This window comes from Nocardia blacklockiae (genome assembly GCF_015477355.1).
In the GTDB taxonomy this organism is placed as follows: Bacteria; Actinomycetota; Actinomycetes; order Mycobacteriales; family Mycobacteriaceae; genus Nocardia; species Nocardia blacklockiae.
Map to the genome: position 1 here is coordinate 262,692 of NZ_JADLRJ010000008.1, position 23,407 is coordinate 286,098.

The 23,407-nt window shown below is 68.4% G+C and carries 29 protein-coding genes; 9 read left to right on the top strand and 20 right to left on the bottom strand.

Annotated elements, in window-relative coordinates; all coding sequences use genetic code 11:
* Position 1 precedes the first annotated feature (1 nt).
* Positions 2–355, top strand: coding sequence for a hypothetical protein (locus tag IU476_RS24460; RefSeq protein ID WP_195103792.1), 354 nt, complete (start codon positions 2–4; stop codon positions 353–355).
* Here the strand turns inward: IU476_RS24460 and IU476_RS24465 are convergent, their stop codons facing one another.
* Both IU476_RS24465 and IU476_RS24470 read right to left on the bottom strand, forming a co-directional pair.
* Entirely contained in the window at positions 356–1,525 is a 1,170-nt protein-coding gene (locus tag IU476_RS24465; RefSeq protein ID WP_228824212.1) for a macrolide family glycosyltransferase, read from the bottom strand.
* A gap of 184 nt (positions 1,526–1,709) precedes the next feature.
* Positions 1,710–2,528, bottom strand: coding sequence for a hypothetical protein (locus tag IU476_RS24470; RefSeq protein ID WP_195103793.1), 819 nt, complete (start codon positions 2,526–2,528; stop codon positions 1,710–1,712).
* Positions 2,529–3,497: 969 nt separating this feature from the next.
* Between IU476_RS24470 and IU476_RS24475 the strand changes: the two genes are divergently transcribed.
* Positions 3,498–4,259: a DUF8176 domain-containing protein gene (locus tag IU476_RS24475; protein ID WP_195103795.1), complete on the top strand. Its 762-nt coding sequence runs from the start codon at positions 3,498–3,500 to the stop codon at positions 4,257–4,259.
* Positions 4,260–4,268: 9 nt separating this feature from the next.
* On the opposite strand, the gene rsgA is transcribed toward IU476_RS24475, so the two are convergent.
* From rsgA to IU476_RS24490, 3 genes are all read right to left on the bottom strand, one after another.
* Positions 4,269–5,270 carry a ribosome small subunit-dependent GTPase A gene (gene rsgA, locus IU476_RS24480; protein ID WP_195104000.1) on the bottom strand — a complete coding sequence of 334 codons (1,002 nt, stop codon included), beginning with the start codon at positions 5,268–5,270 and terminating at the stop codon, positions 4,269–4,271.
* Positions 5,267–6,616 carry a 3-phosphoshikimate 1-carboxyvinyltransferase gene (gene aroA / locus IU476_RS24485; RefSeq protein ID WP_195103797.1) on the bottom strand — a complete coding sequence of 450 codons (1,350 nt, stop codon included), beginning with the start codon at positions 6,614–6,616 and terminating at the stop codon, positions 5,267–5,269. The genes rsgA and aroA overlap by 4 nt, the downstream gene beginning before the upstream one ends.
* A gap of 139 nt (positions 6,617–6,755) precedes the next feature.
* Positions 6,756–8,264 (bottom strand): aldehyde dehydrogenase family protein, encoded by a 1,509-nt coding sequence (locus IU476_RS24490; RefSeq protein ID WP_195103799.1) that lies wholly within the window; start codon positions 8,262–8,264, stop codon positions 6,756–6,758.
* A 173-nt stretch (positions 8,265–8,437) separates the two neighbouring features.
* Here IU476_RS24490 and IU476_RS24495 point away from each other — a divergent pair, with 173 nt between their 5' ends.
* Positions 8,438–9,235 (top strand): SOS response-associated peptidase, encoded by a 798-nt coding sequence (locus IU476_RS24495; protein WP_195103801.1) that lies wholly within the window; start codon positions 8,438–8,440, stop codon positions 9,233–9,235.
* 27 nt (positions 9,236–9,262) lie between these two features.
* On the opposite strand, the gene IU476_RS24500 is transcribed toward IU476_RS24495, so the two are convergent.
* The 3 genes from IU476_RS24500 to ybaK all read right to left on the bottom strand — a co-directional run bounded on the left by IU476_RS24500 (position 9,263) and on the right by ybaK (position 10,664).
* Positions 9,263–9,556: a hypothetical protein gene (locus IU476_RS24500; protein WP_195103804.1), complete on the bottom strand. Its 294-nt coding sequence runs from the start codon at positions 9,554–9,556 to the stop codon at positions 9,263–9,265.
* Positions 9,557–9,642: 86 nt separating this feature from the next.
* Positions 9,643–10,128: a MarR family winged helix-turn-helix transcriptional regulator gene (locus IU476_RS24505; RefSeq protein WP_195103806.1), complete on the bottom strand. Its 486-nt coding sequence runs from the start codon at positions 10,126–10,128 to the stop codon at positions 9,643–9,645.
* A 44-nt stretch (positions 10,129–10,172) separates the two neighbouring features.
* Positions 10,173–10,664 (bottom strand): Cys-tRNA(Pro) deacylase, encoded by a 492-nt coding sequence (gene ybaK / locus IU476_RS24510; protein WP_195103808.1) that lies wholly within the window; start codon positions 10,662–10,664, stop codon positions 10,173–10,175.
* 258 nt (positions 10,665–10,922) lie between these two features.
* Here ybaK and IU476_RS24515 point away from each other — a divergent pair, with 258 nt between their 5' ends.
* Both IU476_RS24515 and rsrA read left to right on the top strand, forming a co-directional pair.
* Positions 10,923–11,678, top strand: a complete 756-nt coding sequence (locus tag IU476_RS24515; protein WP_438944065.1) for a sigma-70 family RNA polymerase sigma factor — start codon at positions 10,923–10,925, stop codon at positions 11,676–11,678.
* 8 nt (positions 11,679–11,686) lie between these two features.
* On the top strand, positions 11,687–11,950 hold the full coding sequence (gene rsrA, locus IU476_RS24520; protein ID WP_195104005.1) for a mycothiol system anti-sigma-R factor: 264 nt from the start codon (positions 11,687–11,689) through the stop codon (positions 11,948–11,950).
* Between the two features lie 83 nt (positions 11,951–12,033).
* On the opposite strand, the gene IU476_RS37390 is transcribed toward rsrA, so the two are convergent.
* Entirely contained in the window at positions 12,034–12,108 is a 75-nt protein-coding gene (locus IU476_RS37390; RefSeq protein WP_022597109.1) for a 50S ribosomal protein bL37, read from the bottom strand.
* Positions 12,109–12,208: 100 nt separating this feature from the next.
* Between IU476_RS37390 and IU476_RS24525 the strand changes: the two genes are divergently transcribed.
* Positions 12,209–12,424, top strand: a complete 216-nt coding sequence (locus tag IU476_RS24525) for a biotin/lipoyl-binding carrier protein (RefSeq protein WP_195104007.1) — start codon at positions 12,209–12,211, stop codon at positions 12,422–12,424.
* Positions 12,425–12,495: 71 nt separating this feature from the next.
* Positions 12,496–14,010, top strand: coding sequence for a sensor histidine kinase (locus IU476_RS24530; RefSeq protein WP_195103811.1), 1,515 nt, complete (start codon positions 12,496–12,498; stop codon positions 14,008–14,010).
* A 116-nt stretch (positions 14,011–14,126) separates the two neighbouring features.
* Here the strand turns inward: IU476_RS24530 and IU476_RS24535 are convergent, their stop codons facing one another.
* Both IU476_RS24535 and IU476_RS24540 read right to left on the bottom strand, forming a co-directional pair.
* Positions 14,127–14,381, bottom strand: a complete 255-nt coding sequence (locus tag IU476_RS24535; protein WP_062507827.1) for a WhiB family transcriptional regulator — start codon at positions 14,379–14,381, stop codon at positions 14,127–14,129.
* A 234-nt stretch (positions 14,382–14,615) separates the two neighbouring features.
* Complete coding sequence (locus tag IU476_RS24540) at positions 14,616–15,575, bottom strand: diacylglycerol/lipid kinase family protein (RefSeq protein WP_195103813.1); 960 nt, start codon at positions 15,573–15,575, stop codon at positions 14,616–14,618.
* Between the two features lie 74 nt (positions 15,576–15,649).
* Here IU476_RS24540 and IU476_RS24545 point away from each other — a divergent pair, with 74 nt between their 5' ends.
* Positions 15,650–16,093, top strand: coding sequence for a hypothetical protein (locus IU476_RS24545; protein ID WP_324194256.1), 444 nt, complete (start codon positions 15,650–15,652; stop codon positions 16,091–16,093).
* A 71-nt stretch (positions 16,094–16,164) separates the two neighbouring features.
* Here the strand turns inward: IU476_RS24545 and IU476_RS24550 are convergent, their stop codons facing one another.
* Genes IU476_RS24550 through IU476_RS24560 form a run of 3 tightly spaced genes read right to left on the bottom strand, consistent with a single transcriptional unit; the run spans position 16,165 to position 17,889 of the window.
* Positions 16,165–16,773 carry a GNAT family N-acetyltransferase gene (locus IU476_RS24550; protein WP_195103815.1) on the bottom strand — a complete coding sequence of 203 codons (609 nt, stop codon included), beginning with the start codon at positions 16,771–16,773 and terminating at the stop codon, positions 16,165–16,167.
* Between the two features lie 28 nt (positions 16,774–16,801).
* The gene (locus IU476_RS24555) at positions 16,802–17,002 is read right to left on the bottom strand and encodes a DUF397 domain-containing protein (protein ID WP_195103817.1); all 201 of its coding nucleotides are present in this window, start codon (positions 17,000–17,002) and stop codon (positions 16,802–16,804) included.
* Complete coding sequence (locus IU476_RS24560; RefSeq protein WP_195103819.1) at positions 16,999–17,889, bottom strand: helix-turn-helix domain-containing protein; 891 nt, start codon at positions 17,887–17,889, stop codon at positions 16,999–17,001. The genes IU476_RS24555 and IU476_RS24560 overlap by 4 nt, the downstream gene beginning before the upstream one ends.
* A gap of 474 nt (positions 17,890–18,363) precedes the next feature.
* Here IU476_RS24560 and IU476_RS24565 point away from each other — a divergent pair, with 474 nt between their 5' ends.
* Positions 18,364–18,957, top strand: coding sequence for a hypothetical protein (locus IU476_RS24565; protein ID WP_195103821.1), 594 nt, complete (start codon positions 18,364–18,366; stop codon positions 18,955–18,957).
* Positions 18,958–18,970: 13 nt separating this feature from the next.
* Here the strand turns inward: IU476_RS24565 and IU476_RS24570 are convergent, their stop codons facing one another.
* The 6 genes from IU476_RS24570 to IU476_RS24595 all read right to left on the bottom strand — a co-directional run bounded on the left by IU476_RS24570 (position 18,971) and on the right by IU476_RS24595 (position 23,244).
* A complete protein-coding gene (locus tag IU476_RS24570) occupies positions 18,971–19,726 on the bottom strand; it encodes an ESX secretion-associated protein EspG (protein ID WP_195103823.1) in 756 nt (251 codons plus the stop codon).
* Positions 19,727–19,751: 25 nt separating this feature from the next.
* Positions 19,752–20,933 (bottom strand): hypothetical protein, encoded by a 1,182-nt coding sequence (locus IU476_RS24575; protein WP_195103825.1) that lies wholly within the window; start codon positions 20,931–20,933, stop codon positions 19,752–19,754.
* Between the two features lie 9 nt (positions 20,934–20,942).
* The gene (locus IU476_RS24580; RefSeq protein WP_195103827.1) at positions 20,943–21,344 is read right to left on the bottom strand and encodes a hypothetical protein; all 402 of its coding nucleotides are present in this window, start codon (positions 21,342–21,344) and stop codon (positions 20,943–20,945) included.
* A 116-nt stretch (positions 21,345–21,460) separates the two neighbouring features.
* Positions 21,461–22,033: a DUF3558 domain-containing protein gene (locus tag IU476_RS24585; protein ID WP_195103830.1), complete on the bottom strand. Its 573-nt coding sequence runs from the start codon at positions 22,031–22,033 to the stop codon at positions 21,461–21,463.
* Positions 22,034–22,165: 132 nt separating this feature from the next.
* Positions 22,166–22,639 (bottom strand): GNAT family N-acetyltransferase, encoded by a 474-nt coding sequence (locus tag IU476_RS24590; RefSeq protein WP_195103832.1) that lies wholly within the window; start codon positions 22,637–22,639, stop codon positions 22,166–22,168.
* Entirely contained in the window at positions 22,636–23,244 is a 609-nt protein-coding gene (locus tag IU476_RS24595) for an acid phosphatase (RefSeq protein ID WP_228824213.1), read from the bottom strand. Before IU476_RS24595 ends, IU476_RS24590 begins: the two co-directional genes overlap by 4 nt.
* Positions 23,245–23,407 lie beyond the last annotated feature (163 nt).

The window sequence follows — 23,407 nt, forward strand, 5'->3', positions numbered from 1 at the left end:
CGTGTCGGCCAAGCGGGGGGATCGCGTGGCGCCACCCGGGCGTCCGGGCATGTGGGAGGCGCGCTTCGCCACCTCCGAGGCGGCGAAGGGCTGGGAGGATCTGTGCCGGGCGGCGCGATCCGCTACGTGGGAAGCGTGGATCGTGCTGACGGAGCGGCCGACCGCACCGGAGAATCCGGCGCGACAGCATCGTCTCCGGGACTGTTTCGCCCACCGAGCAATCGGTGGGCGTCAGTTGGAGCAATGGCAGTACGAGGTCACCAGCGGCGGCCGGATCTGGTACTGCCCGGATGTCGAGCGACGGATCGTCTGGGTCGTCCTGGCGAGCGCGGCGCACCCGAAGTCGACGGAGTGATCAGCGGTCCAGCATTTCCTCGATGAGGTCGGCGGCTCGTAGGGTGCCGCCTTCGGCTCGGGTGGCGGTGCGGAGTTCGCGGGAGCGGCGGGTGCGTTCGGGGTCGGCGACGAGGGTGTGCAGGGCTTCCCGGAGGGTTTCGGGGGTGGCCGCTTCGGTGTCGATGCGGCGGGCTACGCCGAGTTCCACGAGGCGGTCGGCGTTGAGGAACTGCTCGGCGGCCTGGGGGACGGCGATCATCGGGACGCCCGCTCGCAGGCCTTCGCCGCAGCCGCCCATGCCGGCGTGGGTGACGAAGGCGTCGGCCTGTTCGAGGATGGCGCGCTGGGGGACCCAGGAGTGCACCTCGACATTGGCCGGGATGTCGCCGAGTTCCGTTGGGTCCGTGTACTTTCCGACCTGCAGGACGACGTGCCAGCCCGGCAGTCCGCCGAACGCGGCGAGGCAGCGGCGGTAGAACTCGGGCTGCTGCGTGTAGGCGGAGCCCAGGGAGATCAGCAGAATCCTCTCGTCCCCGGCGGGCCGCGTCCAGCCGGTGGCATCCTCGCGCGGATCGAAGCAAGGACCGACGAATGTCACCGCCTCGGCGTCGACGCGCTCGGCATGCGGCTGCATAGCCCGCGGAATCAATGCCAGAGTCCGCGCGGGCGGCCCGGAGAACGCGTCCACATCGGTCGTGGACGCACCACACTCGACCAGCCACCGCGCGAACTTCGCCCGATACGCATCCGCCCCCGGCAGCCCGTACAGCTGCGCCGCAACCTCTTCCCCATACCCTTCCCACGCCACGAACGTCGGCGACAACTGCATCACCGGCCGCCCCTGCCCCTCGGCAAGCGCCCGCCCCGCATAGGCCCCGATGTCATACAGATACAAATCCGCCGGATCATCGTCATAAGCTCCCCGCAACTGCGGCAACGCACCCATGGCGTTGTCCAGAAACAAATTCATCGCCCCCACCGGATCCCCGGGCCAGTCATTATCCGCAACCGGCAGCACCGAAGCGCACGAAACCAATTCGGCCCCCACCCCCACCACAAGCTCCCCAACCCCCACATCATTGGCATAACTCACCCGATGCCCCCGCCCCACCAACTCCCGAACAACCTCCAGACTCGGCAACACATGACTCACGATGGGCACACCGATCATCGCGATATGAGCAGGCATTAGAGATCACTCGTTTCGGGTCGGCGGTGAAGGTGCAGGTCGAACGCATCGGGACCCCGACCGCTCATTAGTGCAACATATGTCGCGTTAGCATGCTGTCATGTAGGTACCGCCTCGGGCAATCGAAAATGGGCGCCCGCTCCGAAGTGGAGCGAGCGCCCATCGGCGGTGCGTGGTGGAACCCTCAGCGCTCCGCGGCCGAACCGGCGAACAAGGCGTGTTCGGGGCGGTGGGTGGCGGCGGTGGTGGGGGCGAAGGGGAGGCGGATGGTCAGGCGCTCCAGGTCGGTGGGGGCGGGGTGCTGGGGGCGGGCCTCGGAGTGGGGTTGGGGAGTGGGGTGCGGGGTGGCCTGGCGGGCGACCGTGCGGGGGGTGCTGGGTGACTCCGGGTAGTGGGGGAGGCCGGGGGTCGGCTGGGGGGCCGTGTCCGGGGCCGGGGTGGAGGGGCGGTCGGTGGCGGCGGCGCGGTCGGTTCCGCGCAGGGGCATGACCGAGGTCAGGGCGAGCAGCAGGGCGCCGAGGGCGGTGATGCCGCCGAGCAGGGCCGCCATGCCGAGGCCGACGCTGGCGACCTCGCGGACGTTCGACGAGCCGCCGAACAGGTCGCGCAGGCCGCCGGTGCCGGAGTTTTCGACGAGCGTCTTGAACGCCGGGCCCTTGCCGTTCAGGTACAGCAGCGTGCAGAACACCGAGAGCGCTTGTCCCGCAGCGGATCCCAGGACGATCAGGGCGAGCGTGGCGCTGCCGTCGCGCAGGTACAGGCCCACCGCGAAAATGGTGAGGATCGCCAGGGCGGCGGTGAGAATTCCCCAGCCGCCGCTGATGTGCGCCGGGTACGCGCCTTCACCCCACTGGTCGCTGGTCGAGTCGGTGATGCCCTGCGTCCGGCCGAAGGCGTCGGAGACGACGCGGCCGTTGGGCCCCTGCGCCCGCAGCCAGGGCTGGAACAGCAGGACGACGGTGGAAAGACTCAGCGCTGCCGAGCATAGGAAACCCCAGTACATGCGTAGATCACGGCTGCCGGCCGGGAGATCGCGTGGGGCCCGCGCGGTTTCGGGCCGACCGTACTGAATTTCGTTGCTGTGCCGAGGGTTTGGCTGAGCCATTTTCTTCTGAGCCTGAGGCTTTCTTCGTCTAGGTGACCGGTGTGGTGAACGGGGATCGCCCATTCGCGCCGGTCGAATATCGGGTTCGAATTCGCAATGGGCGACATCGACCATCGGAAATGTACCGTAGAACCGACCTGTTCGCAGGTCAACCGCAAGATTCGCGGTACCCCGAGAGCTGGATCACAACGGCCGTTGCGAAATGTCCTCGACTCAGAATTTTCGCCGATCGTTCGTACGCCGTCCGATTCGGCTCTCCCGTGGGGGTTTGCCTGAAACTGGCCGACCGGCGCGCGACGCCGGCGTTCGGGCCGCGGGCATGCCCCACGCCCTGTACTTGTGATCGGACTAACAGGACAATCGTGAGACGCGGGTCACGTTTGTGCTGCTCGCAGCGCTGAGCGCGGCTGGCCAGACCACCTCTCGGCACCCGTCGCCGAGCCGGTGCGCCACCGAAGTCCGTGTTTCCGGGAAGTTACTGATAGCGAGCGGCGGTTGTCGCCCGTCGCCCGCCAGGGTCCAGCGTCGACGTCCCGGGGCCTGCCCGCTCGCACGATGATCGTGAATTAATCGGTCCGCTCCCGCCGTAGATTCGGCAAAAATTGTCGACGGTCCCCGAGGTGATCTTTTTCCATCCGGGAATATCGGAAGGTGATAAAGCGCCGATCGCCATACCGGGCCCGGTTTCCCCGAACTGATCTTGTTCCGCTGGCGCGAACTGTCCACATGCGAGAGACTGTTCGCGGCGCGACGCAACCAGCCATTGTTGCCAATGTTGGGAAGGCGGCGTTGTTGTGATAACCGGCTGTGCGGTGGCATCGTCATGCCGGCGTGAGACCTCTTGCGGGACAGGAGGGAAGGAGAACAGTGGGCGCGGATACCGGCCGGTCGAACCGGCCCACTGAAGCCGGCCCGAAACCGGCCACCGGATTCGGGCCCCCGCTCGGTCCGCCCGAGTGGCTGATGCGTGACGTGCCCGCCCAGCGGCCGGGCCTGACCTGGCAGCCGAGCGATCCGCCCGCCGTCGCCGCGCCGACACCGCCCCCGCCGCCGGAATGGGCGCTCGACCCCGACGTCGTGCAGCGCACCCTGGCCCCGCCGCCGCGCAAGACCCGTCGCGTGCCGGGCCGGATCCGCGTGGTGCTCGCCGTCGCGCTGGTGGCCACCGGCGTCGCCGTGGGCGCGATCGTCACCCTGGTCGTCGGCGGCGCCCGCGACGAGCCCGGCGCCCCCGTAGCCGCCCCGATCCCGCCGAAACCGTTCTGCGCGCCCGAGCAGACCGGCGGCCTCACCATCGGCAACGGCCCCGGCGACACCGCCAGCGGAACCGGCGCCATCCTCGGCTTCGAGCACGCCTACTACGCCGAGCGCAGCGGCCGCGGCGCGCAGGCCTTCGTCGCGCCCGACACGGTGAACGTCTCCGACGCCGAGAACATGCAGCGCGGCATCGATGCCGAGATCCCGATCGGCACGGTGCACTGCGTCCGTGTCGTCGAGCGGGCCTGGGACTCCTTCGACGTCGACATCGAGGAACGCCGCCCGAACGGCACGGTGAACGTCTACAAGCAGCACATGCGCACCGTCATCCGCGACGGCCGCCACGTGGTCTACGAGATCTCCGACCGCTGACCCGGCGCGCTAGCCGCTGCCGACCACCCACGGATCGTTGGAGTTCAGGGCGACCAGCAGCAGGCGGATCGCCGCGACCCGCCGCTGCTTGCCCGGCAGCTGGTCCAGCGCGCACTCCGGGTCGGCGGGCGGGCCGAGATGAGTGCAGCCGCGGGGACAGTCCTCGATGGCCTCGGCGAGATCGGCGAAGGCCTGGATGACGTCGTCGGGCGTGATGTGCGCCAGGCCGAAGGACCGGATGCCCGGGGTATCGATGACCCAGCCGCCGCCGGGCAGCGCCAGCGCCACCGACTGGGTCGAGGTGTGCCGCCCCTTGCCGACCCCGGACACCTCGCCCACGGCTCGTTCCGCTTGCGGCACAAGACGATTCACCAACGTCGACTTGCCGACCCCGGAATGCCCGAGCAGGCAGCTGAGCTTGTCGCGCAGCAGCGCCTCGATCCGGTCCAGCGGGTCGTCGCGACCCCCGAACACGATGGTGAGACCCAAATCCTCGAATTCCGAAGCGAATTCGGACTCGGCCGCCAGATCGTGTTTGGTCAGGCACAGAATCGGTTCCAGCCCACCGGCATACGCGGCGGCCATGGCCCGCTCCACGAAACCGGTGCGCGGCGGCGGGTCGGCCAGCGCCACCACGATGAACAACTGCTCGGCGTTGGCGACCACCACCCGCTCGAACGGATCGGTGTCATCGGCGGTGCGGCGCAACACCGTTCGGCGCTCGGCCACCCGCACGATGCGGGCGAGCGTGTCGGGCCGGCCGGTCAGGTCGCCCACCACGTCGACCCGATCGCCGACGACGATGGGGGTGCGGCCCAGTTCCCGGGCCCGCATCGCCACGATCGGCCGCTGCGGGTCGCCGTCCAGCACGCAGCTCCAGCGACCCCGGTCGACCGCGATCACCATGGCGGGCACCGCATCTCGATGCTCGGGCCGGGTCTTGGTGCGAGGACGCGAGCCCCTGCCCGGGCGCACCCGGACATCGGACTCGTCGTACTCGCGGCGTCTCAGTGCACCGCTCCCGCCGGGCCGGCGTCGACGTGGCCGTCGGAGAGCATCGTGTCCCACAGCTCGACGAAGTTCGGCAGGGTCTTGGCGGTGGTGCCGATGTCCTCGATCTCGACGCCGGGCACCCGCAGGCCGAGGATGGCGCCGGCGGTGGCCATGCGGTGGTCGGCGTAGGAGTGCCACTGCCCGCCCCGCAGCGGCGTCGGGTCGATCTGCAGACCGTCGTCGGTCTCGCTGACCTTGCCGCCCAGGCGGTTGATCTCGGTGGACAGCGCCGCGAGCCGGTCGGTCTCGTGCCCGCGCAGGTGCGCGATGCCCCGCAGCCGCGACGGCGAGTCGGCCAGCGCGGCCAGCGCGGCGACCGTCGGGGTCAGCTCTCCGACATCGTGCAAGTCGATATCGATGCCCGCAAGACGGTCCGGGCCCCGCACGACGAGCTTGCCGTCGTAGCGGCGGGCCTCGGCGCCCATGCGCACCAGGATCTCCCGGATCACGTCGCCGCCCTGCGTGGTCAGCGACGGCCAGTGCGGCACGGTGACCTCGCCGCCGGTGACCGCCGCCGCGGCCAGGAACGGAGTGGCGTTGGACAGGTCGGGCTCGACCTCCCAGTCCACGGCGTGGATCGGGCCGGGCTCGACCACCCAGACCTGTTCGGCGCGTGGGCCGCTGGGCGCCCGCACCACCACGCCCGCCTGCTCCAGCATCTGCACGGTCATCGCGATGTGTGGCAGCGACGGCAGCGGCGCACCGTCGTGCCGCACGGTCACGCCCTGGTCGAAACGGGCGGCCGACAGCAGCAGCCCGGAGACGAATTGCGAAGAGCCCGAGGCATCGATGGTCACCTCCCCGCCGCGCAGGGCGCCCTCGCCGCGCACCACGAACGGCAGCGAATCGCCCTCGATCTCCGCGCCGAGCTGCCGCACCGCGTCCAGGATCGGGCCCAGCGGGCGCAGCCGCGCCTGCTCGTCGCCGAAGAACGCGACGTCACCGTGCGCGAGCGCGGCCACTGGCGGCAGGAAGCGCATCACCGTGCCGGCCAAGCCGCAGTCGACGGTGGCGTTGTGCAGCGTCTCGGCCGGGGTGACGGTGAGTGTGTCCGCGTCCCCGTCGATCCGGGTGCCCATCGCTCGTAGCGCGCCGATCATCAGGTCGGTGTCGCGGCTGCGCAGCGCACCGGTGATGGTCGAGGGCCGGTCGGCGAGCGCGGCCAGGATCAGTGCCCGGTTCGTGATCGATTTCGACCCGGGCAGGGTCACGGTCGCGTGCACGGAATGGTCGGTATGGGGCGCGGGCCAGAAACTCACCCCCCTATCTTCTCCTACGAGCGGTCGGAGATACCGCTCGGTCATGAAGTTGTGTTCCGGCGAGTTCAGAATTTCCGCTCCGACCAGGTGTTTTCTCGGTTACTTCAGAGTAGGGGAGCAGCGCCCCGCCGCGTCCGACCGCCGGGGACGAGTCGGAAACCGCGGCGGGGCGCCCGCGTCGGAACTACTTGTGCCGGCCGTGCAGCAGCGGGACGACCCGGCGGAGCAGCTTCATGGTGCTCTCGGTGCGGGAGTAGCTGAGCAGCGCCATGCCCGGAATCTGGAAGCGCTGCACCGCGATCGAGTGCGGCGCGGTGAACTCCAGCATGCCGGGCGCGCCGTGGATGCGGCCGATCCCGGAGTCGCGGCCGCCGCCGAAGGGCAGCGCGGAGATCGCCGCGAAGCCCAGCACCGAGTTGACCGAGGTGGCGCCGGCCTTGATGCGCCGGGCGATCTCGAGCCCGTGCTTGCGCGAGAAGACCGCCGAGCCCAGCGAGTAGGTCGAGTTGTTGGCCAGGTCGACGGCCTCGTCGACGCTCGCGACCGTGCGGATGGTGACCGTCGGACCGAAGGTCTCCTCGCGCACCGCCGCGGCGCTCTCGTCCACGTCGACCAGCACGACCGGCTCGATGTAGGGACCCTGTACCGACTCCGGGCCGCCGAGCACCGCGGTGCCGCCGTTCTTCAGCGCGTCCTCGATGTGGCGGCGCACGACGTCGATCTGGCTCGGCATGGTCATCGGGCCGTAGGAGGCCTTGTCGTCGGAGCCGGGGTGCACGCTCGTCAGGATCTTCTTCACCTCGGCGACGAACTCGTCGCTGATCGAGGCGTCCACGTAGACGCGCTCGACGCCGGCGCAGGTCTGGCCGCTGTTCATGGTGGCGCCGTAGGCGACCGCGTCGGCGGCGGCCTTGATGTCGGCGTCGGCGGCGACGATGACCGCGTCCTTGCCGCCGCATTCCAGCAGCACCGGGGTGAGCCGGTCGGCGGCGGCCGCCATGATCTTCTTGCCGGTGGCGGCCGACCCGGTGAACGCGACCTTGTCGATGTCGGCGCGCACCAGCGCGGCGCCGGTCTCGCCGTAGCCGTTCACGGTCTCGAAGATCCCGGCGGGCAGTTCGGGGTTGGCCTCGGTGAAGGCCTTGGCGACGAAATTGCCGATGCTGGTGGAGTATTCGCTGGGCTTGTACACCACCGCGTTGCCGGCGGCCAGCGCGTAGGCGATCGACCCGTTCGGCGTGTAGACCGGGTAGTTCCACGGGCCGATCACACCGATGACGCCCAGCGGGCGCTGCTCGATGTAGGCGCCGAAGTTCGACATCAGCGCGCCGGGCGAGACCTTCTTGGGCTTGAGCACCTTCTCGGCGTTCTTCGCGGCCCAGGAGATGTGCTCGAGCGCGAGCAGCAGCTCGAGGAACGCGTCGTCGCGGGGTTTGCCGTTCTCCAGGTGGATGAGCTCGCACAGCTCGTCGGATTTGGCGACCAGGCGGCTGGCCCAGCGCAGCAGGTGCTTCTTGCGCTCGGCGTAGGACAGCGCGCCCCAGACCTCGGCGGCGCCGCGGGCCTTGTCGACCGCCGCGCGCACGGCCTGCGCGTCGGCGATCGGGTGGGTGGCGATGACCTCGCCGGTGGCCGGATTGACCGACGTCAGAGCGGTCTCGCCGGCGACGGCGGTGGACTCGGTGGTGGACATGGTTCGGCGACCCCTAGTGAGAGAGTTACGGCACGAAGTTCTCATACCCTAGATGTGAAGTCAACCGCCTTCAGTTGCATTTCCGGCCATCTTTCGCTCCGTTCGGCCATCGGTCGGTAGCGACGTCGGCGAGAGCGCCGGAATTCGTCGGTGGGCGGTGGCAGCATGGGGGCATGTGCGGCAGATATGCGACCACGGCCAACCCGGCCCGGCTGGCGGCCGAACTCGACGCGATCGATGAAACCGGCGACCCGCCCGACCTGGACCGCGCGAACTACAACGTGGCCCCCACGAATCAGGTGCTCACCGTGGTGGAGCGACACGACCACGACCACCCCGACGACGAGGCGAAGCTACGGATCCGGCGCATGCGCTGGGGCCTGATCCCGGTCTGGACCAAGGCCGCCGAGCCGGGCGTGCCCGCGAAGGGCAAGCCGCTGTTCAACGCCCGCTCCGATCGCGCGGCCACGGCGCCCTCGTTCCGCGACGCGGTGAAGAAGCGCCGCTGCCTGGTACCGATGGACGGCTGGTACGAATGGCTCGTCGAGGCCGCCCCCACAGGGAAGTCGAAAGCTGTCAAGCAGCCTTTCTACATGTCCTACGCCGACGGCTCCCGGCTGTACATGGCCGGCCTGTGGTCCACCTGGCGGGACCGCTCGGTCGAGGGCATGGACCCCATCCTGTCGTGCACCATCCTGACCACCGACGCGGTCGGCGACCTGACCCGCATCCACGACCGGATGCCCCTGGTCATGCCGCGCGAGCACTGGGACGCCTGGCTGGACCCGGACCACCCGGCCCCGCACGAACTCTTGGAATCGCCCGGCCCGGAACGGGTTTCGGGCATCGTCGCGCGGCCTGTCTCCCCGCTGGTCAACAGCGTCCGCAACAACGGGCCGGAATTGCTCGCCCCCGCCCCCGGCGCACCGGCGGCCGACAGCGAACAGGCCGGGCAGATCAGCTTGATCTGAACCCGGCCCGCACGGCGAGGGCGTCCCTCACAAATCGCACTTCACCGCCGGAGTGGCGATGTTGAGCCCGCACTTGATCAGGCTCGCGCCCAGGTCGAGGATCTTGGCGGTGGTGCTGCCGCCCAGCTTCTCCGCCTTCTCCGGGGCCTTCTCCAGCCGTTTCTCCGGCTGCTGCTGACTCGGCACGCCGGGGCTGGTGCCGAGCGGGAAATTCGGGTCGGGCGCCGCGCCCGCGGGGGCGACGGCGAGAGCGCCGGATCCTACGACGAGGACCGCGCCGCAGGCGACGACCATGGTGCGCACACGCTGCCGGTGGGACATTTTCGCATCACATCCTCACGCTCGAACGACTCTGGCCTGATCAAGTAAGGCACAGATACGCGTGGGGTTGATGTGATTTGTGTGATTTACACCTGTGGGCGCGGCGTGTCTCCGGTGGTCAGCAGCGCGGGCCGGGCCGTCTCGTAGTCGTCGACGAACCGGCGCAGCAGGGTGGCGAGCTGTTCGCGGTCGGCGGGATCCCAGTCCGCCACGATGTGCTCGAGCATCTCGACCCGCCGCTTGCGGAGCTGTGCGGCGAGGTCGCGGCCCGCGTCGGTGACGGTCAGCACGCTGGCCCGCCCGTCGTCGGGGTCGGCGCGGCGCTCGATCAGCCCGCGCTTCACCAGCCCCGCCACCTGGCGGCTGATGGTGGACGCGTCGGAGAACATCGCCTCGGCCAGCGTGCCCGAGCGCATCGGCCCGTCGGCGAGCAGCCGGAAGATGATGCTGTAGGCGGAGATCTCGATCTCACCGCCGGAGGCGGCCGCGATCTGCGCGTTGGTGCGTTCCCGGATGCGACCGAGCCGGATCAGCTGCTGGCCGATCGTGTCGATCACCTCGTCCTGGTTCACGCGTCGCTCACCTCCTCGACTACCGATTCTCCAGCGGACACTGCTCAGCCGCTCACCGGGGCCGTCACGGCGCTGGTCAGCCGGGCCAGATCCGCGGGCGCCAGCTCGATCTCCAGACCCCGTTTGCCCGCGCTGCACAGCACCCGGTCCCAGCGCAGCGCCGACTCGTCGAGCACGGTCGGCAGCGCCCGCTTCTGACCCAGCGGCGAGATGCCGCCGAGGACGTAGCCGGTGGTGCGCTCGGCCTTGGCGCGGTCGGCCATCGTCGCCTTCGGCGCGCCCAGCGCCGCCGCCGCGGCCTTGAGCGTCAGCGTCCGCGGCACGGGCAGCACGGCCACCGCCAGGCTTCCGGTCGACAGCTCGATGACCAGCGTCTTGAAGATCTGCTCGGCCACCACGCCCAGCTCGTCCGCGAGCGCGGCGACGGCCTCGGCCCCGTAGGAATCGCTGCGCGGGTCGTGCGCGTAGGAGTGCACCCGGTGCGCCACCTTCGCCTGGGTCAGCGCGCGGATCGCGGGAGTCGAAGCACCTGCCATGCCGGTCAACCTTAAGGGCCGAGCCGGGGCGGCGGCGAAATGCCGGGAACACAGCGGGGTCGAGTCCTGTTGCACGCGGTACGCCGAATGTCCGCCCAGCGCCCGGACGAGGCGAAAGAATTCCGGTCGACACGTTAGGAGATGCCGGTGACCGTGCTGGTCGACGAACGCCCGGTGGCCGTCGCTTGGTCGCCCCGCACCGGGTTCCCGCTGCCCCTCCCGCGCGCGGTAGATTCGAAAGCTACGGCGATCGAAGGGATGGGCGTGACGAGCGACGACACCGCGAGCAACGCTGAGGGCGAGAATGCCGAGCGTACGGACGTCGGCGCCGCCGACGACCCGGCGATCGACAACCCCGCCGACGACATCGAGGCGGAGTCCGACGAGGCGCAGTCGGGCGTGACCCGCAGCACGGCCGGCGACGCGGAACTGGCGGAGCGATTCGAGCGCGACGCTCTGCCGTTGCTGGACCAGCTCTACGGCGCGGCGCTGCGGATGACCCGCAACCCGGCCGACGCCGAGGATCTGGTGCAGGAGACCTTCGCCAAGGCGTACCAGGGCTTCCGGTCCTTCCGCGAGGGCACCAACCTGCGGGCCTGGCTGTACCGCATCCTCACCAACACCTACATCAACTCCTACCGCAAGAAGCAGCGCCAGCCCGCGCAGTATCCGACCGACGAGATCACCGACTGGCAGCTGGCGTCCACCGCCGAGCACACCTCGACGGGTCTGCGCTCGGCGGAGATGGAGGCGCTGGAAGCGCTCCCGGACGACGACATCAAGGCGGCGTTGCAGTCGCTACCCGAGGAATTCCGGATGGCGGTCTACTACGCCGACGTGGAGGGCTTCCCCTACAAGGAGATTGCCGAGATCATGGGGACTCCGATCGGCACGGTGATGTCCCGCCTGCACCGCGGCCGCAAGCAGCTCAAGGGTCTGCTGGCCGACGTGGCGCACGAGCGTGGATTCGATCGGGACCGAACGGGAAGTGCGCGGCAGGAGGTATCCCAGTGAGCGACGACATGGAACTGGATTGCTCGGCGGTCCTCGCCGACGTCTGGCTCATGCTCGACGGCGAGTGCGACGACGCCACGCGGGAGCGCCTCAAGCACCACATGGACCACTGTTCACCGTGCATCGAGGCCTACGGCCTGGAGGAGAAGCTGAAGCGGCTGCTCAGCACCAAGTGCGGCGGCGACCGCGCCCCGGAGTCCCTGCGCGAGCGGCTGACCCTGGAGATCCGCAAGTCCGTCGTCATCACCGAGACGCGGATCGAGAACCCCTAGCCGAAACGGCAGAGCGGCACGTCATCGACGAGATGACGTGCCGCTCAGTGCTTTTCGGCGCTACGCGCCTGGTCGCGGGCGACTCAGGCGTTGGGACGCTTGCCGTGGTTGGCCGCGTTGCCCTTGCGCGAGCGCTTCTTACGTCCTCGCTTACCCATGGGTATCCTCCTTCTGATCGAGCGCCATTGTTTCACGTGTGATTGGCTGTACCTCCAGCGGATGGGGGCGGCAACCGTGTCGATCGACCGAGAGGGTGTCATGGCCGAGGAAGTACTCGCCGAGATGGTGTCGACCGTCTACGAGATCGTCGCGACGGTGGGGGCGACGGTGCAGGAGGGCGACACCCTCGTGATGCTGGAGTCGATGAAGATGGAGATCCCGGTCGTGGCCGAGGGCACCGGCACCGTCACGTCGATCAACGTCGAACCCGGCCAGGTGCTGCAGAAGGGCGACCTGATCGCCGTGATCTCCTGACCCGGGAGGCCTACCCGCGCACCAAGTCCGACGGTTGAGGGAGAATCGCGTCGGGTGAAGGAGCGTGGTGCATGTCGACACTGAGTGACCTGCTGGCCGAGCACACCGATCTACCGGGTGCGGCGGTGGATCATCTGCAGCGGGTGGTGGGGGATTGGCAGTTGCTGTCGGATCTGTCGTTCGCGGATCTGCAGCTGTGGGTGGGCGCCGGCCCCGTCTCGGAGGGCGCCGACGTGGTGTGTGTGGCGCAGGCCCGGCCGACCACCGCGGCCACCGTGCACCCCGAGGACGTGGTGGGCACGCTCGCCTCCAAGGAGGATCATCCGCAGGTCTTCGAGGCCCTGCTGGGCGGGGAGATCGTGCGCGTGGAGTCCGACGGCGAGTCGGCGGGCGTCTATCACCCGAATCCGGTGCACGCCATCCGCGAGGCGATTCCGGTGCGGGTCGGCAGCGACGTGATCGCGGTGCTCGGCCGCGACACCGAGGTGCAGCGGTCCAAGACACACGGCACCCTCGAGCACGCCTACATGGCCTGCGCCGACGACCTGTGCCAGATGATCGCCGACGGCACCTTCCCGACGCTCGAGGATCGCACCGGTTCGCACTCGAGCCCCCGCGCCGGTGACGGATTCATCCGCATCGATACCGAGGGCACCGTGGTCTACGCCAGCCCGAACGCGTTGTCGGCGTATCACCGGATGGGCCTGCAGAGCGATCTGGCCGGTCAGGACCTCGCGCACACCACGCGTTCGCTGATCACCGATCCGTTCGACGCCCAGGAAGTGGTCAACGACATCCAGGCCGCGCTGGCCGGCAAGTCGGGACGCCGCATGGAGGTGGAGGCGCGCGGCGCGACGGTGCTGCTGCGCACGCTGGTGCTGCGCCCGCACGGCGAACTCGCCGGGGCCGCGGTGCTGGTGCGCGACGTCACCGAGGTCAAGCGGCGCGATCGCGCGCTGCTGTCCAAGGACGCCACCATCCGCGAGATCCACCACCGGGTGAAGAACAACCTGCAGACGGTGGCCGCGCTGCTGCGTTTACAGGCCCGCCGCACCGAGAACGAGGAGGCGCGGCTGGCGCTGACCGAATCGGTGCGCCGCGTCACCTCGATCGCGTCCGTGCACGAGATGCTGTCCATGTCGGTGGACGAGGAGGTCGACCTCGACGAGGTCGTGGACCGGCTGCTGCCGATCATGGCCGACGTCGCGACCGTGCACACCGCGCGGATCAAGGTCCGCCGGGCCGGTTCGCTGGGCGTGTTCTCCGCCGAACGCGCGACGCCGCTGGTCATGGTGCTGACCGAGCTGGTGCAGAACGCCATCGAGCACGCCTTCGACGCCGGGGAGAACGGCACGGTCACCATCCGCTCCGAGCGCTCGGCCCGCTGGCTGGACGTCATCATCAGCGACGACGGGCGCGGCCTCCCCGACGGTTTCAGCCTGGAAGGTTCCGACCGCCTGGGCCTGCAGATCGTCCGCACCCTGGTCACCGCCGAACTGGGCGGCTCCATCGGCCTGCACCCGGGCGCGGACATCGGCACGGACGCGGTCCTGCGAGTTCCCTTGGGCCGCCGGTCTTCTCGATAAGGTCACACTGCGCCCCACACACAATGAAGCCCGGCACCTTATCGGTGCCGGGCTGAAAACTGCGTTACGAGCCGGGGCTGTGCGGGTACCGCGGGTGGCCGTAACGCCCGGTGTCGTCAGACGACGCTGCGGGTGCGAGTGCGCGCGTTGCGACGCTTCAGCGCCCTACGCTCGTCTTCGCTCATACCGCCCCATACACCGGCGTCCTGTCCGGACTTCAGGGCCCAGGACAGGCATTCGGCGGTCACGGGGCAGCGGGCGCAGACCAGCTTGGCATCGGCAATCTGCGCGAGTGCGGGACCACTGTTACCGACCGGGAAGAACAGCTCGGGGTCCTCATCGCGACAGATGGCCTTGTGGCGCCAGTCCATTCTCTCTGCTCCTTTGCTGGGCGCACCAGGGCGCCTCGGGTTTGTGGTCCGTTCACTTGTGCGACTCGAATGTTTCCGCACGGTTGCTTGTGAATGCTTTCACGAACACCGTAGATGTCAATAGCTTTGTGGTGCACCGTGGGGAAGCTCACGCTGTAAGACCCCTACATCGGGGGCCTGCCGAGTCCTTTGTACTCGCTCGAGCCGGTTTTCGCAGCCCAACTGCGATGTTTCTCAGTTGTGTCGACCCGAATCGGGCCGTGGTGCGATCATCTCGAGCACCTCGGGGACCGAGGTGAAATCCACCACGTCGCGGCGGCCGATGAAGTCGCCATCGATTTGCAGGCCGATCGGTTGGTCGGCCGTGACCCGGACCGACGGCACATCGTCGTCGCGAAACAAATTGCGCGACTTGGGATTTCCGTCGGAGGCCAACAGCTGCCGAGCGACCCACAGTGTGGGCAGTACCCGCATCGTCTGCATGGCAAACACCCCGAGACCGGTTTCGAAACGAGTATCGGGATTGGTGACCACCGGAGTGGCGTCGAGATAGGTCCACGGACTGGTATTGGTCACGAAGGCGTAATGCACGTCCGTGACCGGTTCGTGATCGGGAATGTGCAGGGTGGCCGAGGGCTCCCGGCGCTTGGCGCGGAAGAACTGCCGGATGGTGGTGCGCAGGTAGCGGGCCGGTGTCGCGGCGTGGCCCTTGGCGCGGCTGTTGTCGATGGCCTCGCACACGTCGGCGTCCAGGCCGACGCCGGCGGAGAAGGTGAACCAGCGGTCGTCGGCGATGGCCAGGCCGATGCGGCGGTCCTTCGACACCGACAGCAGGTCGATGAGCTGATTGGTGGCGGCGACCGGATCCGGCTTGATGCCCAGCGAGCGCGCGAAGACGTTGGCCGAGCCGCCCGGGATGACGCCGAGCCGCGGAATCCACGCCTGCCCGTCGGCGACCTGCGGCAGCGGCAGGAAGCCGTTGATGGTCTCGTTGACCGTGCCGTCGCCGCCGTGCACCACGATCAGATCCATCTCGTTGGTGGCCGCCCACTGCGCGAGTTCGGCGGCGTGCCCGCGGTGCTGGGTGTGCGCGACGATCAGCTGGGTCCGGCTCTCCAGCGCGTGGGCGAGCAGATCGCGGGTGGCCGGTGTCGTCGAGGTGGCATTCGGATTCACGATCAGCAACGTCCGCACCCCAGCAGCCTACTGAGACAGGGCCCGCGACACCGCGACGGGGACAAGAGAATCGGCGGATCTAGGCTGGCGGGGTGGCGAAGCGGAACGCGGACGAAGGCCCGGCGGGCGAGAACACGGCCCCGGAGCGGGTGCCCTCGACGGTGCGCGCGGCCGGCGCGCTGGCCGCGCTCGAGGGCGGCATCGGGGTGATCGTGGCGGTGGTGCTGGTCGTGCGCGGTCTCACGGGTGTCGACCAGAGCCTGACCAGCGCCTACGGTACGGCGGCCTGGTTCCTGATCCTCGGCGGCGCGGTGCTGGCGGCCGGGATCGCGCTGCTGCGCGGGCGGCGCTGGGGCCGTGGCATCGTGATGATCGCGCAGATCCTGCTGCTGCCGGTCTCCTGGTACATGATCGGCGGCCAGCCTCAGTTCGGCATCCCCCTCGGCCTGGTCGCGTTGGTCGCCCTCGGCCTGCTGTTCTCGCCGCCGTCGACGCGCTGGGCCGCCGAGGTCTACGACACCGTCGACGAGGACTGAGGGAGCAGCGGGTCGTCGTCATCGGCCGGACCCGCCGTGATCACCGGCACACGTGCCTGCGAGCGGGACGGTCAGCGCGGCGCGCGCCACATCGGCCACACCGGCGGGCCGCCCGCGGTCACGTCGAGTTCGCCGGTGCGGTCGAAGCCGTAGCGCTCGTAGTACGGAATGTTCTCGCGCTTGCTCGACTCCAGGTAGGCGGGCACGCCGGTCGCATCGCACTGTTCGATGCGCGGCCCGAGCAGCGCGTGCGCCACCCCGCGCCCCCGCACACTCGGCAGCGTACCGACGAACGCGAGATACCAGTGCGGCTCGGTCGGATGCTCGGCCTGCATCCGCTGCGCGAGCTGCCCCGCCACGAGCAACCGGGTCCGAAACGCCCGAGCCAGCCCCGGCAGCGCCCGCAGCTCGGCGGCCGTCGAGGGCTTCCGATCACCGGGCGGCGACCACACCGCCGCCCCAACCATGCTCCCCGTTTCATCGAACGCCGCATCCACAGCCCCGAGTCCGATGAACTGGTGTCGCACGAGCGCCCCGAACATATGCGCGGCCCGCCGCGCCCGAACCCGCTCGTCCCGAATCAACCACCCGATAACCGGATCATCCGCAAACGCCTCCCCGAGCACCCGCGCAAGCTCCCGCACCTCCGGGCCCTCCGCCGAGCGGACCGTGATCTCCATCGCCCCACGATACGAGAACGCGGTCTTGTCAGCCGAGATCGCCCTTCCGGACCGTCGCCACGAAGGAGTCCCACTCACCAGGGGTGAAGACGAGTGCCGCGCCGGCTTGGTCCTTGGAGTCTCGCACCCCGACCGCACCACCGCTCAGGTATGCCACCTCGACGCACTCCTTGCCCGACGAGCTACGGCTCGACTTGAACCACCGTGCCCCGCAAAGGTCGATGTTCACTCGTACTCCCTCAATGCGTCCAGGATCAGCTGCCTCGACTGGGCCGAACCCGATGCTACACGGGCGATCTCGGCCAAAGCAGCCCGATAACGCCGGACTTCGCTCTCCCGCTCCAGGTACAAGTCGCCCACATACCCCTCGACGTAGACGATCGGGGGCTCGTTGAGCTTGGACTGGGGAAGATTCGGAAATTCGAGCAGGATGAACGAACCCGTGAGCGATCCGAGATGAGTGGCGGAGGCATACGGAACGATCCGGAGCGAAACATTTTGGCGCTCTGCAACTTTCGCGAGATGGTGCAGTTGGTGCTTCATCACGCCCGGCCCGCCCACCTGGTCGTGCAAGACTGCCTCGGACAGCAGGATATCTGCTCTGAAATCCGGGTCGTTCAGCCGAAGCTGTCGGTGAGCTGCGATCTCGAGACGTCCCTCGATGGCCTCGGGCGAGAGCTGGGGGACTTCCGACCACGCCAGCGCCCGCCGGTACTCCGGCGTCTGCAATAGGCCCGGAATGATGGTTGTCTTCCAAGCTGTGAGTCGTGAGGCGGCTTCCTCCAGCGACAGGTAGTGATCGAAACCTTCCGGTGTCTCGGCATCCACGTAGGCCCGCCACCAACGACCGCCGTACTCACGTGTTGCTCGTATTTCCTGCACGAGCCCCAACAGGATTCGCCGCTCCTCGTCTGTCGCCCCGTACGCATCGCACAGGGCGTTCACCTGGAGGCTGGTGATGCGGGTGGATCGACCCTCTTCGAAGCGGGAGATCGACTGCGCCGAGGTTTCCGCCAGCCGCGCCGCCTCCGCCTGGTACATCCCCTTCTCCAGCCGCAGGCGGCGCAGCTCGCGACCCAGGGCGCGACGCGCGAGTGTACTTCCGGCAACGCTCATCTCGTTAGCCTCGCTACTCAGTGAGTGGTTTTCTGGAAGTCCGCAATCGGCGACTTCCTCGCGATGGTCTCCGTGGTGGAAGTCCGGCGGAAATCGCCCGAAATCGCCTGCCGTTAGCGTGATTTCCCGGACCCACGGGTGTGTACTCGAATCGGAACGCGCCCTCAATGCCTTCGGAGAACATCATGTCATACGGTCTGCCTTTGACCAATCACCTTGCGGTACAGGTGATGTCGGCTGAATACGCGCACGTCGTCATGCAACTTCATATCGATTGTCCAATTTCGGTGTGCCCACTGAAGTTGCAGGCCAAAGCACGTCTCATCGAATGTGGTCGGCTGGTGCCCGCCGACGCACCGCATATCGGGAGTTGAATTGCTCTCTGCGAAGTCGCAATTGAATGTTCCGTCATGGCCGGACCAGAAATCGCCGTGCCGATGCAGGCTGGCCGAAAACTCGGATACGGGAGTCGAGATGCCGGACGCGGGTCTACTCGCGGAGCTGCGTCGGATCGTGAGCTGCGGTCACACCGACCTGGATGTGGCTGTGCAAACGTTGAGCGATCGCGAAATCGCCTTTCTCTCAGGTCAGCTCGCCAAGGTGGCCGTGCATCTCGCCACCAGGATCGGTGGCGCGGCCGGCCTGCCGCCGCCGGGCACTCTGCCCGGCGCAGGTGCCGAACAGCTCGATCTCTCGGCCCAGCGTTCCGCTTTGCCGGTTGCGCGAATGTTTGTGCGCAATAGCCTGTTTCGATGGCAGTGGGGCGACGTCCTGCACGACGCGGACGGGGTCACGCAAGTGATGTGCCGCTCGTTCGTTGCCGCCGTCGAGGCCTATGGCCTCGGCTATCCCACCCGGATGACGCTCCGTCTACGCGTTCTCTCCGCCGCTCGATTGATCGTCGAACTGCACGATTCCGCCGAGAACGCCGCGCTGGTATCAACTTCCGACCAGCTCGTCACCGCCGAGATCGAACAACGAAGCGTGCGGTGCGGACGACACCGAGCCGGAGGGCGAACTGTCCTCTGGGCCGAGTTGGCGCGACCAGAGTTCGGACGTTGGCAATGAAACCAACTGGTAGTCACCAGGGTTCGTACTCTTGCTCGCGTTGGAGGGCTATGGCGCGTTCGAACCAGGCGTGGAAGTGTGCGGCCAGGTCTTGGGTGGTGGCGGGGCGGAGGGTGAGGTGTTCGCCCTGTGTGCGGAGGTAGCGGCCGTCGGGGAGGTCGCACCACTGCACCTCGTTCGAGGGTTGCGGGTCGGTGTTGAAGGGGCCGACCAGGAGTTCGGCGGAGCCGTTGCCGTCGGCGGGGCCGGACAGCAGTCGGCGGTAGCGTTCGGCGGCGGAATTGCCTGTGCTGGAACGGCGTCCGTCGCGGACGTCGTCGGGATGGACGGTGAGTGGTGGGTGGGTGCCGGGCTCGCGGGCGGGGACTACGGCCGCTGTCCGGGAGGCCAGGGTGTCGGGGTGGCACAGTTGCAGTCTGATTCGGCCGTCGATCTCGCCCTGGGTGAACTGGTGCAGGATCGCCGCGTGGTACATGTTGCGGGCGCCGATGATTCGGTACATGCGCACCGTGCCGTCGCTGCCCTGGTATCTGCTTGTGCCGCCGAATATTTCGATGCGCATATCGGAGGTGGTCAGGGTGTGCAGGGCGAGTTCGATGCGCTCGAACTCGTCGCTGTCGTACCGTGCGCGGACGGTCGATCTGTGGCGCTCGAAATCGTCTCGCAGGGCGAAGCGGCTGGTGTAACGCAGCAGACCGGGGATCCGGTCGTTGGCGTCACTGAACCACAGCACCGCGAAATCGTCCGGCTCCCAAACCCATTCAGACATTCACAATCCCTGGTCGTGCGGTCGGTCAGCGGTCGGTCCGACCGGAGTCCCCATAGTCGCCGCCGATGACGCCGCCGGGAATCGTCCGTGGCGTCTCGCCGAGCAGTTCCTCCGCGTTGGCGGCGTTGATCAGGTAGTCGGGCGTCTTGTGATCCCGATCCTCGTCGCCCTCGCCTTTGCCGCGGCCCGCGCCGCCCATACCTGGCATGCCGCCCATGCCCGGTGCGCCGGCTGTCCCCGCCCCGCCGCGCGCGGCCGCCGCGGCCGGATTCCACCCTGCGCCAGGCACTCCCGTGCCGGGCACGCTGCGGCCGGGTCCGCCGCCGGGTGTCGGTCCGGAGCCGCCCATGCCGCTCGTCCCGCCCGTGTGGCCGCCACCGGTGACGCCGCTCGGCGACACACCGGCGGCCGTGGTCGAAGCGCCTGCGCCGGTGCCTGCCGGGCTTGCGGCATTCGGGTCGGCACCGGCCGTTTCCGTGCGCGAATCGTCGGAGCCGGGTGATTCCCGGCCGTCCTGGCTGCCGGACTGCTGTTCTTCCGAACCGGTCCCGTTCTCGGGTTTCGGTTCCTGGGTTCCGTTGGGACCGGTGCCGCCAGGGACCGGGTTGCCGCTGTCGTCGCCGCCCGGCCGCCAAGTATCGCCGCCGGGCACTACGCCGCCCGGCTGCGTCGGGTTGAAACTGGGCGGAAGCAGCGGGACGTTCTCGTCCAGCTTTCCGAAGGGCGTGACGTAGTGGTCGAGCATCGCCTGGCGCGACTCGGATTCCGCCTGATTGCGCGACCGTTCCTCCTCGGCCGCCCGGCCCCGCCCGAAGAACGGGATATTCGCCGTCCACGAGTGTGCGGCAGCCGGTTTGATGTTCTTCTTGGTCTGCACGATATTGTCGGCGGCCGCCTTGATATCGGTGCTCAGACTGGACAGCAGATCGGTGAGCTTCACCGCCTCGTCGACATACTGCGTGATAGCCCGCTTCGCCGACTCCGCCGCCGCCCCCTCCCAAGCCTCGGCGATAGACCCGTGGACCGACCGCTTGAACGTCTCGAGCCCCTGATCCCAATACGTCGCCGCCGACCCGTACTGCTGCGCCTGCCGCTGCGCATCGGCCGTATCGAGATGCGAAAACGCATCCTCGATCTGCCCCCGGCTCCACCCGAACACATTCTCCCCGGCCCCGGGAATCTTCTTCCCTTCGTTCTCCCTGGTCACCAGACGACCTCAGAACTCGAAGGGCAGGCCCGCGCCGAGCCAGCGCTGTGGTGCGGGGTTCTGCTGGGGGAGTGTGGCTTCCAGGTCTCGATAGTGGGCGGCGGCGTCGGTGTCGACGCCGGTGATGTTCTCCCGGATGGTGCGGAAGAGGGTTTGGAAGTCGTCCACGGTCTGCCAGTGGGATTCGAGGACCGCGTGGACGCTGTTGGGACTGCCGTGTGCTTTCTGGCGCCAGCGGCCGACCATTGTCTTGGCGGAGATCAGGTCGCGGTCACCGTCGGCCACGTGGCCCTCGCCGAGGCCCCAATGCTGTTGCTGGGCTATGAGTGTCATGCGCTGCTGGATTTTTCGGATGCTGTCCTTGAAGAAGGTGCAGTCACGATCGATGTAGACGAACTTCTCCAAGTCCATCCGAACGGTTATGTTCCCCTCCTTGGCGCTGTCCAGCACTCCTGTCAACGGTCGCGGTGGCGCGGGTGGTGTATCGCCGTCGGCCATCGTAGGTCCCCTCCCGGTTGATGCTTCTTCTACGCTGTGGCGGGCACGGAAGGCAGTACCTTCTCGGCCAGCGTCCGGGCGATCTGGCACGCGTCGAGACGCCCGGTATCCGGATTCGACGGTGGATTGTCGACATTGAATTCCAGTGTGCCGCCACGCAGTTCGGTGTTCAGGGTGCATGCCTCGTTCATCGAGGGCCCATCGAACTGGCGCGACGAGACCGCCTTGCGGCCACCGACCTGTAGGTCTTGTGTCTCAGGAAAGTTCTTGCCGTGAATCGCGTCGATAGTGAGGTTGGTCGTGCGAATGGACACCGTGTAACCGTTGCTGCGGACCCACATGCATCCCCGCCACTTGATTCCGCCACTCGCTTGATTGTCGGCATTCTCTTTGCCGTGCAACTTCTCGGAGTCCAGGACTGCCTGCGGGACTCCGTTACACGGGTCGTACCCGCGAGGGACATCCGCCGCCAGTGTCGAGCCGGTATCGGTGGCGGTACCGGTCGGCTGCGGGTCACCGTTTGTCGACGACCCGCACCCGGTCAGGAAAGCGAGTGCGGTGATGGTGGCGAGTGTTGTGGTTACCGGGCCCCGGCTGATCATGTGATCCTCTCGCCGGTGGGTCACGGTGGTTCGGCCGGGTCGGACCGGCTCCCCGCCCTGCTCGGTCGGGGTCGACGGTACCGTTCGGTGGGAGGGGGTGCAACAGAACTCGCGGGTGGCCGAGCGAAAGGGCTACTGGCCCAGGCGGTTCAGGGGTTCGCCTTGTAGGCGGTAGCCGGTCCATTCGTCTTGGGGGGTGGCGCCGAGGGATTTGTAGAAGTCTATGGAGGGGGTGTTCCAATCGAGGACGGCCCAGTCGACGCGGTGGTAGCCGCGGGTGACGGCCTCGCGGGCCAGTTCGGCGAGGAGGGCCTTGCCGAGGCCGAGGCCGCGGGCTTCCGGTTTGACGTAGAGGTCTTCCAGGTAGATGCCGTGGGTGCCGGTCCAGGTCGAGTAGTTCAGGAACCAGATCGCGCAACCGAGTACCTCGCCGTCCGAATCACGTTGTGCGACATGGGCGAAGAGGGCCGGGTTCGGGCCGAACAGGGCGGTGTGCAGTTGGTCGGCGGTGAGGTGGCATTCGTGCCGGGCCTTCTCGTACTCGGCGAGGTCGTGGACGAGGCCGACGAGGGCGGGGACGTCCTCGGGGGTCGCGCGGCGGATCATCGGACACCTCCGTCGAGGGTGGGGACCAGGTTGTGGGCCAGGACGGTGCGGGCCTGATGGTCGTGGCCCAGGACGCTGACGCCCGCGGTGGACATGAAGAAGCGCCGGCCCTCCCGGACGTCGAAGCCTGCCCAGCGGGCGATCAGGGCGCGGGAGAAATGGCCGTGGCCGACCAGGACCACATCACGCTCGCGCAGCGCCGGCTCGACCGACGCCAGCACCCGGTCGGCACGGGCCTGGACCTCGGCGCGAGATTCGCCGCCGGGCACCTCGCCGGTGAAGATGGTCCAGCCCGGGACGGATTGCTGGATCTCCGGCGTGGTGATGCCCTCGTAGTCGCCGTAGTCCCATTCGAGCAGGTCGGCGTCGGTGCGGGGATCGGTGAGCCCGGCCAGTTCGGCGGTGCGGACGGCGCGCTGTTTGGGGCTGGTGAGTACGAGCGGGTCGTGCAGGTCAAGGGTGCTCAGCAGGCGGGCGGCCGCGCGGGCCTGCTCCTCGCCGAGCGGCGTCAGCGGCACGTCGGTGCGCCCGGTGTGCCGGCGTGCCCGCGACCATTCGGTTTCCCCGTGGCGCAGGAGTACCAGCCGGAAGTCTGTGTCGCCCATGCCGTCGATCATGCCGGACCGGAGGTGGGGCGCGGTCAGGGAGTGTTGTGTGCGGGGCGGTGGATCCCGGCCAAGGGCGTGCCGGAATGGCGGTGGGGCGTGGCGGGATGATGGTGGGGCGTGGCGGGATGATGGTGGGGCGTGGCGGGATGACGGTGGGGCG